Genomic DNA, 14,959 nt, shown 5'->3' with positions numbered 1-14,959 from the left:
AAAGGGGGGAACGTTCATGGTCGGAATCGGCTGGATTGTCGGACTGATCGCGATCGCCCAGGGACCTTCGCCGACCGCCGCCGATTCGATCACTCTCCGTGACGGGCAGGTCGTCCTCGGACAAATCCTCGACTCCGATCGGAGGGGACCGATCCCGGTCCTGGTCCGTCGGGCCTGGGCCGATGCTCATCTGCCCGATCGATCGGCCCAGTGGCGGAAGGCCGAGGCCCCGATCGTCCAGAAGGCCTCGACCCAGTATCTAGACCGGCTCAACTCCTGGCGTCGCGACAGGCTGGCCAACCCCTCGCAGGGGGATCGGATCCTCGGCTGGATCGACCGAGAACTCGCGAGTCAGGCCGACCCGAAGCGAGTGACCGACACGCCCTTGATGCTCGTCCGACTGAACCGGACCGACCTGAAAGCGGTGGCGAGACGGGACAAGGCCTCGAACCGGATGCTCCGACTCGGATGGCTCCTGGGTTTGCCCGAGGTCGAGACGATGCCGATGGCCGAACTCTCGGCGGCCCTGGAAGGTCGAGGATTCGCGCCGGGACTTGGCGAGAGTGTCTCGGTCGAGAAGCTCTTGCCGCCCCAACCCGAGTCGGAAGAGCGATGGCTGATCCGCCGGGCCGCGACCGAGATCACCAACGACCCCGGCGGGAGGTTCCTACGCTATCAAGGTCTGGTCCTGCCCGAACCGGCCCCCGGCGAGGCCCCGCCCGCCGCGGCCAGCCTGAACGTCGCGATCTCGGGACTGAAGCAACTCCTCGGCGAGGCCCCGGTCGACCCGCTCCCCGACCACCTCCGGGAACTCGGACGGAAGGGACGGATCGGTGCGGTGCTCACCCGGCTCGAAATGGCCCCCGACTTCTCCTCGGTCGTCGTCGAGGCGACCCTGCTGGTCCGCGTCGAGGCCGAACGATGGGTACCGGCCCTCGCCGGATCGGCCTCGGTCCGGCTCGACGACCTCCCCGCCGAGGCCGGGAACGGCCTGGCCGACGACCCGCAGGTCAAATCGGTCTTAGGGCTGGTCGAGTCGTTGGGTCTGGGGGAGATCCCCCCCGATCTCAAACGCCGGAGCCTGGGTATGGGCGCCGCGACCCAGAAGGCCCTCGGCCAGGCCCGAGGGACGCTGGACCAGGAGTTGGGGTTGCGCGCCTTCTCCCTCGAACCGGCCTCCGAAGCCCAAGGCCAGCCGGGGGCGAATCGACCGGGTCCATGATCGATCATACCCCGGTCGCGGATTTCCTCGACTGGAACGTGCTCGAGCGGCGGCGAGAGTATTCGCTAACTCAAGATCTGCACATCGGTTTCTGGTAGCCTCATGCTAGCTCCCGGCCGCCGATCCATCAAGTTGGTCGGTTCGACGCCTGCCGATCGAATTTGAGAGCCATCATGAAACCCGCGCTAGCCCGGATCTCGTCCCTTTTTTCGCGAGAACTGATCATCGCCGCGATCGCCGTAGGAGCCATCGTCCTCCATCTGCTCCTCCGTTTCGCCTGGAGGATCGACTCGAGGATTTATGGGTGGGACTGGTCGACGATCCCGCTCCTCGTGGCCTTGACGATCGGCGGCATTCCGCTGGTCGGAGGATTACTGATCCGACTGACTCGATTCGAGTTCAGCTCGGACCTGCTCGCCGGGATCTCGATCGTTACCTCGGTCGTCCTGGGCGAGTATCTCGCCGGCACTCTGGTCGTACTGATGTTGTCGGGCGGGCAGGCACTCGAGGCTTATGCCGTCCGCCGGGCGTCCTCCGCGTTGCTGGCCCTGGCCCGACGGATGCCCTCGGTCGCCCACAGGAAGCGGGATGAATCCGTCCTGGACATCCAGCTGGACGAGGTCGAGGTCGGCGACTTGCTGGTCGTCTATCCCCACGAGACCTGCCCGGTGGATGCCATCGTGACCGAGGGGCACAGCACGATGGACGAGTCGTACCTAACCGGAGAGCCGTATGTCCTCTCGAAGGCCGTCGGCTCCAGCGTGATGTCCGGGGCGATCAATGGTGATGGCGCGTTGACCATACGGGCGGAGCAGCGGGCCATCGATTCGCGATATGCCAAGATCATGCAGGTCATGCGCGATTCGGAACAGCGACGCCCCGAACTGCGTCGATTGGGGGATCAACTCGGGGCGATTTACACCCCGATCGCGGTGGTCATTGCCCTGATCGCCTGGTTCGCGAGCGGCGATTCGATCCGATTCCTTTCCGTCCTGGTGGTCGCCACGCCCTGCCCTTTGCTCATCGGAATCCCCGTGGCGATCATCGGTTCGGTCTCGCTGGCCGCCCGTCGCGGGATCATCATCAAGGACCCGGCCGTCCTGGAAAAGATCGACACCTGCCGGACGGCGATCTTCGACAAGACCGGTACGCTCACCTTCGGCCAACCGAAGCTGACGGAAGTCTTGACCGGCGAAGGGTTCCAGGAGGACGAAGTCCTGGGCGCGGTCGCGAGCCTGGAGCGTTACTCACGCCACCCGCTCGCGATGGCGACGATCGCGGCTGCCGATCGCGCCGGGCTCAAACCCGCGACGGCCGAGGAAGTCAGCGAGAAGCCGGGTGAGGGACTTCGGGGGTCCATTGATGGTCGAACGGTCCAGGTGACGAGCCGGAAGAAATTCCTGTCCCAATCGCCGAACTCGGCCGGGTCGCTCCCCCCCTTGTCCGGGGGCCTGGAATGCGTGACTCTGATCGATGGCCGGTACGCGGGAACGTTCCGATATCGGGACGAACCCCGACCCGATGGGAGAGCCTTCGTGGGGCATCTGAAGCCCAGTCATCACTTCGGCCGCGTCCTGCTGGTCTCGGGAGACCGAGAATCCGAGGTCCGCTACCTGGCCGAGAAGGTGGGAATCACGGAGATCCACGCGAGCCAGAGTCCCGAGCAGAAATTAAACCTCGTCCGCGAGGAGACCAGGAAGTGCCCCACCGTCTTTATGGGAGACGGGATCAACGATGCACCCGCGTTGACCGCGGCCACGGTGGGGATCGCTTTCGGTCAGGCGAGTGACGTCACCTCCGAAGCGGCCGGGGCGGTCATCCTGGAAAGCTCGCTGGGCCGGGTGGACGAACTCCTCCATATCGGGCGAAGGATGAGGAAGATCGCCCTGCAGACGGCCATCGGCGGCATGGCCTTGAGCCTGATCGGGATGCTCATCGCCTCGGCGGGGTATCTGCCACCCGTCGCAGGGGCCGTGGCCCAGGAAGTGATCGACGTCCTGGCTGTCCTGAACGCGCTCCGGACCTCGCTGCGTCCTTCGGTCCTGACCGACTATCCTCAAGCACCCGGCTAAATGCATCGACCGCTCTTCGGGCGTTGAAACCCTCCCGACGAACGGCCGATGGAACGACTCGTGAGCAGGCTAGACCAGGATCATCCTCTGGCATGGGACCCGTGGAGGATCCGGCTCGGATTGCCCAGGGACTCGGGCAAGTTGGCACCCGACTCCACCCGGTGATAAACCGTCCGGTGCGGGAATGGGATCTCGATCTCAAGTTCGTCGAAGCGATTCTTGATCCGTCGGAGGAGTTCCCGTTTGACGTTCCACTGCTGGAGTGGGCGCGTCTTGATGAAGAACTTGATCACGACCGCGGAATCGCCGAACTGGTCGACCCCCAGCATGGTCGCATCTTCGAGAATCATCGGGGCATAAACGGGATCGGCCCGGAGTTCATTGGAGAGTGTCATCAAGACGGCCATGACGCGATCGACATTCTCCTTGTAGGCCACGCCGATGTCGAAGAGGGCTCGGGACCATCCGTGAGTCATGTTGGTCACGGCGGTGATCGCGCCATTGGGCAGGAAGTGGGCCCTGCCTTCCAGATCGCGGAGGACCGTCATCCGCAAGGTGATCTTCTCGACCTGTCCGGAGAGGTCTCCAATCTGGACCACGTCGTTGAGCTTGTACTGGTTTTCCAGGAGGATGACAAAACCGTAGAAATAGTCGCGGATGAGATTCTGGGCACCGAAGGCCACGGCCAGGCCGAAGACTGCGGCCCCGCCGAGCAAGGGAGCGATCGGGATCCCGGCTTCCTGGAGGATCATCAAGCCGCCGCCGACGTAGATCGCCATCGAGGCCGCATTGTGGCAGACGCCGACCAGGGTCCGCGCGCGGGCCTCGCGTTCGATGCTCGATCCCCGGGCGCCGTTGTGGGCCAAAAGCCGGATCACTCGCTGGCTGAACAACTTCGAGAGCCAGTGGGCGGCCAACATTGCCAGCAGAATCGTCAGGATCCGCGGCCCGTGGTCGATGGACCACTGGAGGATGTTATGAGGGCTGAAGGGATTCTCCAGCCGCTTGATGTCGGCCTCGGCGACCTTCACCTGGGCCCGAGCCTCTTCGACCTTCCTGAGGGCATCGAGCTGCTCGGCCTGGAGGCCGGCTCGCTCGGTCTGGAGCTCCTCCAGGCGAATCGAGTGCTCCTGGACGTCATCACTGGCCGCCTTGAGCCGCTTTTCCAGCTGCTTGACTTGATCGAGGAGCACATCCAGCTCGGCTCGCGGTGCGCCAGCGAGCGACCGGGCGCGGAATGATTCGGTCAGGTCGCGGCGAATCTCGGTCGCGTTATCGCGCTGCTTTCGACCCGTGGTCAGCAGCTGCTGTTCCAGGGCGATCTCTCGGTCGAGGCTCGCCAGCCGATCGGTGACGGACTGTGCGTCGGCCTCGGCTTCCTTAGAGACCTCGGCCTTGGTCTGTGCATCTTGCTGGGCTTCGATCAGTTCCTTGCTGGGCGCCCGCCCCTTATCCGGGCTCGGAAGAGCTGCCTCCACCGCCTGAGCGGGCGTGGGAGCCGGGCTGGTCGATGGGGCCGGAGTCGAAACCGTCGCGACGTGTGCTGGAACTGATGCGGGTCCCGAAGGGAGCGAGGCCGACCCGGGCGGGACGACGACCGGGCCGGCGCTCGTCGAGGGAGGGCCCGCAGGTTGAGCGGCTGTCTCGGTCCCGGCTTTCCCTTCGACCGGGGCGATTGCCGGCGCAACCTCGGGTTCTGCCTTGCCCTCCAGCTTATCGAGTGCCTTGCGGTCTCTTTGAAGCTTCTGCTCGACGTTGACAAGCTGTTCGGCCGAGATCTTGCGATCCTCGATCGCCAGGTCAAATCGTTCCTTGGCCTGGTTGCGGGCCTTCTCCAGCCGGACGACTTCGGCCTGGGCCGCCTCTCGACCGACTTGATCCTCTTCGGCCAGAGCTTTGAGGGCTTTTTTCTGACTCTCCAGGGCCTCGTCCGCCTCTTCGAACGCGGTCTGAGACTGGAAATACTCGCTGGCTGGATTTTCGCGATCGGCCTTCAGTTCCTTGATTCGTTCTTCACCGGCCTCGATCGCCTTACTGAGGTGGTTCACCTGTTCGGCGACGGAAACCGCAGGCTTCGAATTCTGGAGATTTGTGGGACGCTGAGCCATCAAGATCCGAGCTGGCTCTGGGGCGCTCGACCCTGATTCGGCCGTCTGGGGAGGAGCCGGCTTGGCAATCGATCCGCTCGGAGCCGACGGAGTTTGTTGAGACGCGGCGGGAGGGGCACGATGGGGCTCGTCCGCCCAGGTGATGGTGGTGTTGCAGAGCGAAACGAAAACGGGCACCCATAATCGATAAATCAACCCAAGCTCCTTATCGGATCTATGTCGGAGAACGTAGTGATTTGAACGAATTACAACAGCCAGAAATGGAGGACGCAGTAGGCCTGTCTTATCGATTAATCAAACTCATCGCTCAAGGGCAATCTCGGGAATCGACGCGATGAGTAGCGGGCGCAGGATCTATTCGGCGTGACAAACTCATTCGATAGAACCACCAACGGCGAGGATCGATCCGAGGAGAATTCGAGATCGAGAATCACCCCATGATCCCCAAGCAGAAATGCCCGGAAAGAACACCTCGACCATGTGAAACAAAACCCCAACTCATCCCTGTTGACCTTTGCAAGCCTGGGACGGTCGCCGACTAGTCGAGAGGCCCCCACCGAGCCGCCGAGCCGATCTCCCCTGACCTTCATCGAGAGTGAGGTTGAGCGGTCTGGTCCGCCACGCTATCCTCTTGACGCACGGCATGTCGTCGAACTTTGGAACGCGAAACACGTTGGAACGAGCCCGAACGGGCACGGGAAGGATCGGGGCGATGGGCTTGTTCACCGGCAAGAAGGGTATGGTCCTCGGGGTCGCGAACGATTTCAGCATAGCCTGGGCAATCACCAAGAAATTGCTCGATGAGGGGGCCGAGGTCGGTTTCACCCATCTCCCGGGTGACAAGATGGAGCGGCGCGTCCGCAAATTGGCCGAGCCGGTGGGGGCTAAGCTCATCACTCCCTGCGATGTCCAGAAGGATGAAGACATCGCTCGCGTCTTCCAGGAGGCCGGCGCCACTTACGGTTCCCTGGACTTCGTCCTTCACTCGATCGCTTTCGCACCCATCGACGACATCAAATGCCCGTTCGTCCAGTCCAGCCGAGAAGGCTTCAAGACGGCCATGGAGATCAGCGTCTACTCGCTGGCGGCCGTCTCTCGATGTGCGGCAGAAATCATGCCAAATGGTGGCGCGATCGAGACGCTGACTTATTACGGCGGCGAAAAAGTCGTCTCGGGCTACAACATGATGGGCGTTTGCAAGGCGGCTCTCGACGCGGCCGTGAAGTATCTGGCCTACGACCTGGGCCCGAAGAATATCCGGGTCAACGGACTCTCGGCCGGCCCGGTCAAGACCCTCGCGGCCTCGGCCGTCGGCGATGCCGATAAGCTCGCCGGGCTCTATGAAGCCGTCGCCCCTCTGGGCAGGAACATCACTCGCGAGGAAGTTGGAGCCGCGGGGATGTTCCTCCTTTCCGACCTCGCTAGCGGGATCTCCGGCGAGATCATGCACGTGGACGCAGGATACAACGCGATGGGATCGCCCGGTCGGGCGATCGAAGCGGCCAAGGAAGGAAAAGTTTGATCGCAAAGCGTCGCACTTCGAATCTGAGGGAAGATCGAACCTCCTCCCTGGTCCTCGGCCTTCAAGGGTTTTCAACCCGGCAAATCTCGCCACCCTCGTGAGATCTGAACATTGGAAGTCGACGCCCAGGAGCTACCCATAAGAGTTGGCATCGGCTTGATCGGGCGCGATGGTCGATATCTGATCCGAGTCCGGCCGGTGGGCTCGGCGATGTCGGGATACTGGGAGTTCCCGGGCGGCAAGTGCGAGCCGGGCGAGTCGGTCGAAGAGGCAACGGCTCGCGAATGCTTCGAGGAGGTCGGTATCAGGGTCGTCGTCGGTGACCGGCTCCGGCAGGTGATCCACAGATACCCCCATGGGCTTGTGGAATTGAATTATTATCGATGTACGATAGAAGGACCGCGAACCGATCCGGCGGTCCATTCGGGATTCCAATGGGTCCCGGCCGGTCAGCTTCCGAGTTATCAATTCCCCGAGGCTAACGAAGCGGTGATCACGGATCTGGCCGGCGAGGCCACCGATTGATCGAATCCCTTCGAGGCATCCCATGACCTCCGCGATTCAGATCGCACTTACGGCAACCCCTCTCGCAGCCTATTTTTACGTCCTGGGCCTGTTTCACGGTGGGCGGAAACCCATCATGCTGACCGGTCCGGTCGACGTAGGCTTGATGGCCGGAGGATTGGGAGGATTGGTGGCGTTTGGACCCTTCGGACAGTCGGTACTATCCCGGGTCGCTGGTGCCGAAGTCGGACTTCTAGGCTGGTCGATCTGGATCGCGCTGGTGGTACTCTGGTCGCTCGTCCTTGCCGGAACCGCCGCTCTCCGAGTGACGGTCTACCATCTGTCGAATGAGGAACTCGATCGTGCGGTCCGCGAGACCTTGTATCGGATCGACGGACGGTTCACCTCGACGATCTACGGCTTCGAGGATGCCGATCGAATGTCGGGAATCACGGTCAGGAGCCTGCCCAGACTCAGATCGGCGACGATCGAGGCATACGGGAAAGACCCGGAAACCCTGATCTCCGAGTTCAAGCCGAGATTCCGCGAGGAGTTATCGAGATTCCCTCAGGCCCCTTCGGAGATCTCGCACGCGATGTTCGGGCTCGCCTGCCTGATCATGCTCCTGCCCGTCACCGGTTATTTCCTCTCGAACGCCCGGGCCAAGCACGCCTTCTGGGCACTCTTGCAATCGCTCCGATGGTGGTGAGTCTGCACCATTTCGAAACGAGTCGAGGCCGGGCAGGGTGAACCCTACCCGACCGAGTTCGATCCGGGATTCCGATCAGGGAATCGGATTGGGATTCAAGGTGATGGCGGGCTCCCGCTCAATCACATGGTCGATCAGGCCATACTCACGGGCCTCCTCGGGCGACATGAAACGATCCCGATCGGTGTCTTCCTGGAGCTTCTCAAGAGTCTGACCGGTATGCTTCCGGTAGATCCCATTGAGTTGCTTCTTCATCCGAAGGAATTCTTCGGCGTGAATCAGGATGTCGGTCGCGGTCCCTTCCATGCCGGCGAGTGGCTGGTGGATCATAATCCGGCCGTGGGGAAGCGCGTTCCGCTTGTTCTTGGCGCCGGCGGCCAGGAGGAGCGAGCCCATGCTAGCACACTGGCCCATGCAATAAGTGGCGACGTCGCATGGGACGAACTGCATGGTGTCATAGATGGCCATTCCGGCGGTCACGCTCCCGCCGGGGCTGTTGATATAGAGGTGGATATCGGCCTTGCTGTCCTGATGGGCCAGGACGAGCATCTGCGCGACCACCACGTTGGCCACCTGGTCGTCGATGGCCGAGCCCAGGAGGATGATGCGGTCCTGGAGCAGGCGGGAATAGATGTCCATCGCCCGCTCTTCACGACCGCTCCGCTCGATGACGATCGGGATCAATGGCATGGGTAGGTCCCCGGTTGAGAAGCGGTCAGCCTGGAAGTTCTGGACGGACGGCGAGCCGGTTCGGTTCGAATACGCTCGGTTCAGGAGACCGGGGGTTTGTTGGCCTCGGCGGTCGGGATGTGACCGACAACCTCGTCAACCAGGCCATACTCTTTCGCCTGAATGGCCGTCATGTAGCGGTCACGCTCGGTATCGCGAGCGATCGTTTCGATGGGTTGGTTGCAGTGTCTGGCCAGGATCTCGTTGATATCTTTCTTGTTCGCCAGAATCTCTTGAGCCTGGATCTCGATATCGGAGACCTGACCACTGACCTGCCCGTGGGGCTGGTGGATCATGATCTTGGAGTGGGGGAGTGAGAACCGCCGCCCCTTCGATCCGCCCGCCAGCAAGACAGCCGCGCCCGAGGCCGCCATCCCGATGCAGTAAGTCGCCACGGGGCAGTCGATGAACTGCATCGTGTCGTAGATCGCCAGCGTGCTATAGACGCTGCCGCCCGGGCTATTGATGTAGAAGCTGATGCCCTGGGTCTTATTGTCGAACTGAAGATAGAGCATCTTCATGACGACATAGTTGGCCGACTGATCGTTGATCACGCCTTCCAGGAAGATGATCCGGTTTTCCAGGAGGAGGTCCGGCAGGGTCATCTGACGCTGACGAGACATGTCCCGATAACGCTGGAGCCGGGCCGGCTCGAGCGGATGTCCGAAGTCGTTCATGGGTCGATCCTTGGGGACGAAATCCGGCCCGCTGCCCGGTTAGGGCGGCGGGCCGGGCCGGGCCGTGGGAGTTTGCGGTCGTGCGCGAAGGAGAAGTCCGGCCCGTCACGCCGACTCGCCCGAGACCGTCGAAGGCTCTTCGGGGAGACCTTCGGGGGCCGTGGTCGCGGCCTGATCGAGCGTCTCCACCACCTTGTCGTCGACGAGCGGTACTTCTTCGAGCTTGACGAACTCGAGGATCCGATCGATCGACTTCCGCTCCAGGATCTGGGAAGCCAGCGCGTCGGCCAGTCCTTCCTTCTCGACCCGGGCCCGGACCCGTCGAGGACTCTCGTCGGTCCGGGCGGCGATCGCCTCGATCTCGACCTCCATGTCCTCATCCTCGACCTTGATATCTTCCGCCTCGGCGATCTTCGCGAGGACGAAGAACTCCTTGAGGCTCCGCAGGGTCTCCTCGTGGGCGTTGGCCCTCAGTTCGGCCTCGCGGGCGCGGATCTCGGTATCGTTCAGCCCGCCTTGGCGAAGGTCCAGTGCCAGGCGACGGAGGGTCGCTTTCTCCTGCTTGGCCACCAGGTCGGCAGGAAGATCGAACGGCGTTTCGGAAATGAGCTTGGTCAAGATCTCATCGCGGACGGCCTGACGCCTGGCGTACTCGCGGCGCCGCTCGAGGACGCCCTTCAAGGCCGTCCGGAGGTCTTCGAGGTCGTCGAAACCGGTCATCGCAAAAAAGGCGGAGTCGAGCTCGGGAAGTCGGAGGTGCTTCAGGTCGAGCACCTCGAACGTCACCTGCATCGACTGGCCGCGGAGATTCGGATCGGCCGACGAGGAGCCAATCTTGGCCTCGGCCTCGCGCGATTCTTCGGGCTTCACTCCCACCAGGACGGCGTCGAGACCCGGGACGGTCCCGTCTTGGAACCTCAATTCCGTCTGGAGACGGAACTGAATTTCCTTCGCCTCGTTATAGACGACCCCATCCTTGCGGAAGGTCAGGTTGGCCGTGACGAAGTCGCCAATCTCGGCCCCGCCTTCGAGCTTGGGGATCAACTGAGCATAACGCTCGCGAAATGCTTTGACCTGAACGTCGATATCACCGTCCGTGATCTCGCGGACAGGGCTCTTGATGGTCAGGGCCTTGTAAGCCGGTAGCGGGAAGTCGGGCCTCACCTCGACATCCATCTCGAAGGTCATCGGGCCGTCTTCGGGCAGCTCGATCGCTTCGACATCCAAATCCGGCTGGGAGATCGGATTGAGCTTGTGATCCTCGTCGATCTGCTCGAGGCTGGCCATCAACAGGACCGACTTGACCTGCCCGGCCACCTGCTTGCGGAATCGCTTTTCGACGAGTTGGCGAGGGGCGTGACCGGGGCGAAACCCGGGCACGACGGCCTCTTTCGCCATCTCGCCGACCGATTCTTTGAATTGTTTCTCGACGTCCGATCGAGGGATCGTGACCTTGACATGCTTCTTGCACGGGCCGACGTCGCTGATTTGCACGTCGAGATCGAGCTTCACCTTCGTCTCGACGGCAGTGGAAGCGTCTTCGGAGGTGGAGGGCGTTTCGAGATCTTCCCCGGTGCTCATCGACGGCGGTCCTTCAACGCTACGGGCTGGAATGGCATGGGCCGCCATCACGCACCCGACGCGATCGAGCGTAAGCCGCCAGCCAGCCCGGTATGCAAATAGTAAATGGAGCGGGAGATGGGATTCGAACCCACGACAACCACGTTGGCAACGTGGTGCTCTACCCCTGAGCTACTCCCGCCCTGAATCCGGAAAGACTCAAGCGTCAGATCCGGTGCGAATTGTGAAAGACACCCACTTGGTGCGGGTAAGGATCAGTATAGGGAGCTCGTCGAAGAATGCAAGTCGCTTGTCAGGAAATCTTGCCCTCGGACCGCGAGCCTCAATTCGGGTTGACCGTCTCGTCGAACTCTCCTACGATCCGACCGACCTCAGGGATGGAGCCCTGCACCCGTTCGAATTCCCCCTTCCCCCTCCGAGAGCGTCTTCTTATACGAACCCTCTTGGCCCATGGACGGGACGCGAGCCATGCGGATCGGAATCGCATTAACCGTCCTCGTGGCGGTGGTTGTGGCAACTTATTTGGGCATTGAGACCCGTCGGAACCGGTTGGTCTGGGACCACTTCGACGTGGTCAAGCCGGACATCCTCTACCGGAGTGGTCAGCTCAATATGGACCAGCTCGAACAAGCCGTGAACCGGCTTGGACTTCGGACGATCGTCAATTTCCAGAGACCCGGTCCGGGGGTCGAACAGGAGCGTGCTCTTGCTCGACGGATGGGAGTCGACTTTCTCAACCTGCCGATGACCGGAGACGGATTTGGCCAGGAATCACAATTTCGGGAGGTCCTCAAGGCCTGCGATGATCCCGGACGTCGCCCAATCTTGATTCATTGCGCCCGGGGGACCTGTCGGACGGGCGCGGCCACCGCGCTTTATCGCTTCGAGCGAGACGGCTGGACCATCGACGACGTGGCGGCGGAAATGAAGCGGCAATCCTATAAAGATGGCTGGATTCCCGGCTACGTCTTCAACATGGTCCGCAACAGGCCCGGCTATCCGCTCTCCGACCCTCCGGTCGTGCTCGACAGAAACGCCCCAAGTCCCGCTCTCGAGGCCCGATAGGTTCGGTCTCCCCCCGATTGCCAACCTCCACGGAAGGAGCCGACCGATGCTCTCGCAATTGAACCACGCGAAGCGGCCCTCACTCCGGCTCAGGGCTGATGTCCCCGAGCTGCAGATATCCTGGGTGGGTCGTCTCGTCCGACCGACGATCCTGACCCTGGCTGCATTCTTCGTGCTGGTCGGTGGATCGAACCTCGATCTGGGTCCAGCCGAATCTCGACTGGCCCTGGCCTTGTCCGAACCCATCGGACCGTTTGGTCGGGCGTTTGGTTACTGGGACCCTTCCACCTGGCCGGCCTCCATCGGCCTTGGACAGATCTGGTCGTTCTTCGAAGAAGAGGGGCCGACTCAAGGAGCCGTCCGCTGGCCATCGGCGATTGCCGCCGTCCTGATCGGGGTCCTGACGGCCCGGCGAGTTCGCCTGGCCATGGGCTCCAGAGCCGGCCTCCTGGTGGCCCTGGCGTGGTTCGGCTCGGTGGCGGCGATCGACCGTTCGGGGGGGAGCTCGGGCCTTGATCTGATCACCGGTCTGGGCACGGTCGCGGCGCTTGACCGGCTCCTGGGACGTGGGTCGGGGTGGGTGGTCGGCTTCTGGGCCAGCTTCGCATTCTTGGCGGGAGGATGGACGCCTCTGGCGGTCCTAGGACTCTCGACGATCGTCCTCGGACGATCGGGAACGACCTGGAAATGGTCGATGACGATACCGATCGCGGCCACGGTGGCGGGATGGTCGGCCTGGGCCCTCTCGGCGGCACCGGCCGAGGCCTGGGCCTCGGCCCTGGGCCTGCCGATCACCCAGTCCTCGGCCTGGACCCTCCCCCTGACGGTGATCGGCCTGGGACTGCCCTGGGCCCCATTTGCCTTCCTGGCCCGTTCGCGCAAGATGCGCGAGGGCTGGGGCGAGTCGGGCCGACCTCTGGTGATGGGCTGGCTCCAGGTGGCTGGGGCCTCCATCCTGGTCGGGACGATCGTGCCGGGGCTGGCATCTGCGGCGCTCGCGCCGAGCCTGGTGGGCCTGGCGGTGGTCTCGGCCGCCTGCTGGGATCGGCTCTGCGTCTCGTGGCCCGAGTTGCCACGGGGTGTCCGTCGAGGAGCCATCGGCCTGACCCTGGCGGCGGCCACGCTCTGGTTTGCCCTGGTCTTGAGCTGGGGCGGATATGTCGGGTTCGCGGTCGCCTATTACCGATCAACGATCATCGGAGTCGCCCTACTCAGCCTCGCAGGATTCCTCCTGGCCCTGCACGCGTTCAGGAAACGCGAGGTCCTCTGGGCGCTCGGAGGCCTGATCCTGGTTTCGATCGCGATCAAGATCGCCCATTGGGGCTATTACGTCCCCGAATGGAATTATCGGGCCAGTGCCGGCCCCTGGGGTCGGGCTATTGCCCAGTGGGTCCCCGTGAAGCACCCGATTTACGTCCTTCACTCCTGGCCTGCCGAACTCGCCTTTGCGATGGCCCGGCCTGTCCGCCAACTCGCCAGCCCCCAGCACATCGACTTCCAGCCCGGCGAGGGGTCGAAGTTCGTCCTTCTCCAGGATGCGGAATACGCCGAGTATCAGAACTGGTCGGACGGTTGGCCCAAGCTCCTCAAGGTGGCCGAGTTCGAGGATGAGATGGGCCTCGGCCGGAGGATCCTGACCCGGACCGACGCCCCCCTGATCATCCGGCGTCCCTACCGGACCCATGACCCTCGCGAATGACCCGGGCCGATCAGGCTCGAACGCGCGACTCTTTCTCTTCGATCCCACTGACCCCGAACCGCCGGGCCAGTTCGGCCTCCACCTCGGACCAGGGAATTTCCTTGAGGCCGAGCAATACCAGAGTGTGGAAGACCAAGTCGGCGACCTCCTTGACCAGGTGGTCGCGACCGGCCGGGCCAGGCTCGTCGGCGGCCTCGACCACCTCGCCGGCCTCTTCGGTGATCTTGGCGTTGATTTTCGCCGTCCCGCCGTCGAGCAGCGAGACGACATAAGACCGTTCGGCGGGGGGTCGAGCCTTCCGTTCGGCGATCACGTCCATCAATGCGGGGAGTATCGAGGTTTCGGGCATTCGTCGAGCTCCGGTCGGGGGCTTGGTGGAAGAGTCGAAGATGGTAAGTCCACCCGATCTCGACTGACAACCCGTTCGACGTCATCCCCGAATCGAGGCGACCGCCGCCCGGACGTCGTCGCTGTCCACGGGCTGGCCGGCGAGCGCCTTCATGGCCAGGCCGATCGCCATGCCCTCTTTCGGGGCTGCCTTGATCTGCTCGGAGACTTGCCGAAGCGCCTCTGCGATCTGATCCGGCCCGAGCGAAGGGGGGACCCACTCCTGGATCAGGGCCACCTCCTCGGGTTTCCAGGTCGTCTGGCCCGACTTGGCTTCCTTGATGACGCCTCGCATCTTCTTGATGGCATCGGCGTCGGGCATCTCTTCGCCACTTCCCAGGGTGAGCTGGGCAATCCAGTAACGGAGGACGCTAGTCCGCAGGGCATCCTTGGCCTTCATCGCGTCTTTCAGCTGCCCACGCATCCTCTGCACGATCGACATGCCCATCTCCCATTGAAATCGCCGGAATTCCCGCTCAACAGACCTTCCAAGATCGTCCCAGGTTCGGGTCGATTCCCCATCGAAGACCTCCCGAAGGATCGACGGGACGAGGGCCGATGGACAGGAAGTTCCACCCGATGCTGGTCATCCCGATGCTGGTCGTAGACCATCGAACCATTGGCCGGATCTGACTCAATAATTATCATCGGAGAACCCACCCCAGCGGAAGAGTGCCCGATCGC

At 62.9% G+C, this 14,959-nt stretch carries 13 protein-coding genes and 1 tRNA gene; 7 read left to right on the top strand and 7 right to left on the bottom strand.

Going from position 1 to position 14,959, the window contains the following annotated elements; all coding sequences use genetic code 11:
* Positions 1-16 precede the first annotated feature (16 nt).
* Together P12x_RS05225 and P12x_RS05220 are read left to right on the top strand one after the other, a co-directional pair.
* On the top strand, positions 17-1,222 hold the full coding sequence (locus tag P12x_RS05225) for a hypothetical protein (RefSeq protein ID WP_435009807.1): 1,206 nt from the start codon (positions 17-19) through the stop codon (positions 1,220-1,222).
* A 173-nt stretch (positions 1,223-1,395) separates the two neighbouring features.
* Complete coding sequence (locus P12x_RS05220; RefSeq protein WP_435009806.1) at positions 1,396-3,294, top strand: heavy metal translocating P-type ATPase; 1,899 nt, start codon at positions 1,396-1,398, stop codon at positions 3,292-3,294.
* An 80-nt stretch (positions 3,295-3,374) separates the two neighbouring features.
* Here P12x_RS05220 and P12x_RS05215 read toward each other — a convergent pair whose 3' ends face one another.
* On the bottom strand, positions 3,375-5,402 hold the full coding sequence (locus tag P12x_RS05215) for a mechanosensitive ion channel domain-containing protein (protein WP_435009805.1): 2,028 nt from the start codon (positions 5,400-5,402) through the stop codon (positions 3,375-3,377).
* A 712-nt stretch (positions 5,403-6,114) separates the two neighbouring features.
* Between P12x_RS05215 and P12x_RS05210 the strand changes: the two genes are divergently transcribed.
* The 3 genes from P12x_RS05210 to P12x_RS05200 all read left to right on the top strand — a co-directional run bounded on the left by P12x_RS05210 (position 6,115) and on the right by P12x_RS05200 (position 8,137).
* A complete protein-coding gene (locus P12x_RS05210; protein WP_435009804.1) occupies positions 6,115-6,924 on the top strand; it encodes an enoyl-ACP reductase FabI in 810 nt (269 codons plus the stop codon).
* A gap of 111 nt (positions 6,925-7,035) precedes the next feature.
* Positions 7,036-7,449 carry a (deoxy)nucleoside triphosphate pyrophosphohydrolase gene (locus tag P12x_RS05205; RefSeq protein ID WP_435009803.1) on the top strand — a complete coding sequence of 138 codons (414 nt, stop codon included), beginning with the start codon at positions 7,036-7,038 and terminating at the stop codon, positions 7,447-7,449.
* Positions 7,450-7,471: 22 nt separating this feature from the next.
* Positions 7,472-8,137, top strand: a complete 666-nt coding sequence (locus tag P12x_RS05200; protein WP_435009802.1) for a hypothetical protein — start codon at positions 7,472-7,474, stop codon at positions 8,135-8,137.
* A 75-nt stretch (positions 8,138-8,212) separates the two neighbouring features.
* Here P12x_RS05200 and P12x_RS05195 read toward each other — a convergent pair whose 3' ends face one another.
* The 4 genes from P12x_RS05195 to P12x_RS05180 form a co-directional block, all read right to left on the bottom strand.
* Positions 8,213-8,827, bottom strand: a complete 615-nt coding sequence (locus tag P12x_RS05195) for an ATP-dependent Clp protease proteolytic subunit (RefSeq protein ID WP_435009800.1) — start codon at positions 8,825-8,827, stop codon at positions 8,213-8,215.
* A gap of 80 nt (positions 8,828-8,907) precedes the next feature.
* Positions 8,908-9,543, bottom strand: coding sequence for a ClpP family protease (locus P12x_RS05190; RefSeq protein ID WP_435009799.1), 636 nt, complete (start codon positions 9,541-9,543; stop codon positions 8,908-8,910).
* 105 nt (positions 9,544-9,648) lie between these two features.
* On the bottom strand, positions 9,649-11,124 hold the full coding sequence (gene tig / locus P12x_RS05185; RefSeq protein WP_435009798.1) for a trigger factor: 1,476 nt from the start codon (positions 11,122-11,124) through the stop codon (positions 9,649-9,651).
* Between the two features lie 106 nt (positions 11,125-11,230).
* Positions 11,231-11,305 (bottom strand) — tRNA-Gly (locus P12x_RS05180).
* Positions 11,306-11,592: 287 nt separating this feature from the next.
* Here P12x_RS05180 and P12x_RS05175 point away from each other — a divergent pair.
* Both P12x_RS05175 and P12x_RS05170 read left to right on the top strand, forming a co-directional pair.
* Entirely contained in the window at positions 11,593-12,189 is a 597-nt protein-coding gene (locus P12x_RS05175) for a fused DSP-PTPase phosphatase/NAD kinase-like protein (protein ID WP_435009797.1), read from the top strand.
* A 46-nt stretch (positions 12,190-12,235) separates the two neighbouring features.
* Positions 12,236-13,888, top strand: coding sequence for a hypothetical protein (locus P12x_RS05170; protein WP_435009796.1), 1,653 nt, complete (start codon positions 12,236-12,238; stop codon positions 13,886-13,888).
* Positions 13,889-13,898: 10 nt separating this feature from the next.
* Here P12x_RS05170 and P12x_RS05165 read toward each other — a convergent pair whose 3' ends face one another.
* Positions 13,899-14,237 (bottom strand): phosphoribosyl-ATP diphosphatase, encoded by a 339-nt coding sequence (locus P12x_RS05165; protein ID WP_435009794.1) that lies wholly within the window; start codon positions 14,235-14,237, stop codon positions 13,899-13,901.
* An 81-nt stretch (positions 14,238-14,318) separates the two neighbouring features.
* A complete protein-coding gene (locus P12x_RS05160; protein WP_435009792.1) occupies positions 14,319-14,717 on the bottom strand; it encodes a GatB/YqeY domain-containing protein in 399 nt (132 codons plus the stop codon).
* Between the last annotated feature and the right edge of the window lie 242 nt (positions 14,718-14,959).

Source organism: Tundrisphaera lichenicola, assembly GCF_051175385.1.
GTDB classification, from domain to species: Bacteria; Planctomycetota; Planctomycetia; order Isosphaerales; family Isosphaeraceae; genus Tundrisphaera; species Tundrisphaera lichenicola.
Note: the sequence above shows the minus strand (reverse complement) of the source record. Positions and strands in the feature narration are given on the sequence as shown.

Bases quoted from the DNA above. Each gene is read 5' to 3' on its own strand.
- P12x_RS05190 (WP_435009799.1), bottom strand. From the start codon at position 9,543: ATGAACGACTTCGGACATCCGCTCGAGCCGGCCCGGCTCCAGCGTTAT.
- P12x_RS05215 (WP_435009805.1), bottom strand. From the start codon at position 5,402: ATGGCTCAGCGTCCCACAAATCTCCAGAATTCGAAGCCTGCGGTTTCC.
- P12x_RS05220 (WP_435009806.1), top strand. From the start codon at position 1,396: ATGAAACCCGCGCTAGCCCGGATCTCGTCCCTTTTTTCGCGAGAACTG.
- P12x_RS05170 (WP_435009796.1), top strand. From the start codon at position 12,236: ATGCTCTCGCAATTGAACCACGCGAAGCGGCCCTCACTCCGGCTCAGG.
- P12x_RS05175 (WP_435009797.1), top strand. From the start codon at position 11,593: ATGCGGATCGGAATCGCATTAACCGTCCTCGTGGCGGTGGTTGTGGCA.
- P12x_RS05200 (WP_435009802.1), top strand. From the start codon at position 7,472: ATGACCTCCGCGATTCAGATCGCACTTACGGCAACCCCTCTCGCAGCC.
- P12x_RS05210 (WP_435009804.1), top strand. From the start codon at position 6,115: ATGGGCTTGTTCACCGGCAAGAAGGGTATGGTCCTCGGGGTCGCGAAC.
- P12x_RS05165 (WP_435009794.1), bottom strand. From the start codon at position 14,237: ATGCCCGAAACCTCGATACTCCCCGCATTGATGGACGTGATCGCCGAA.
- P12x_RS05225 (WP_435009807.1), top strand. From the start codon at position 17: ATGGTCGGAATCGGCTGGATTGTCGGACTGATCGCGATCGCCCAGGGA.
- P12x_RS05160 (WP_435009792.1), bottom strand. From the start codon at position 14,717: ATGTCGATCGTGCAGAGGATGCGTGGGCAGCTGAAAGACGCGATGAAG.
- P12x_RS05195 (WP_435009800.1), bottom strand. From the start codon at position 8,827: ATGCCATTGATCCCGATCGTCATCGAGCGGAGCGGTCGTGAAGAGCGG.
- tig (WP_435009798.1), bottom strand. From the start codon at position 11,124: ATGAGCACCGGGGAAGATCTCGAAACGCCCTCCACCTCCGAAGACGCT.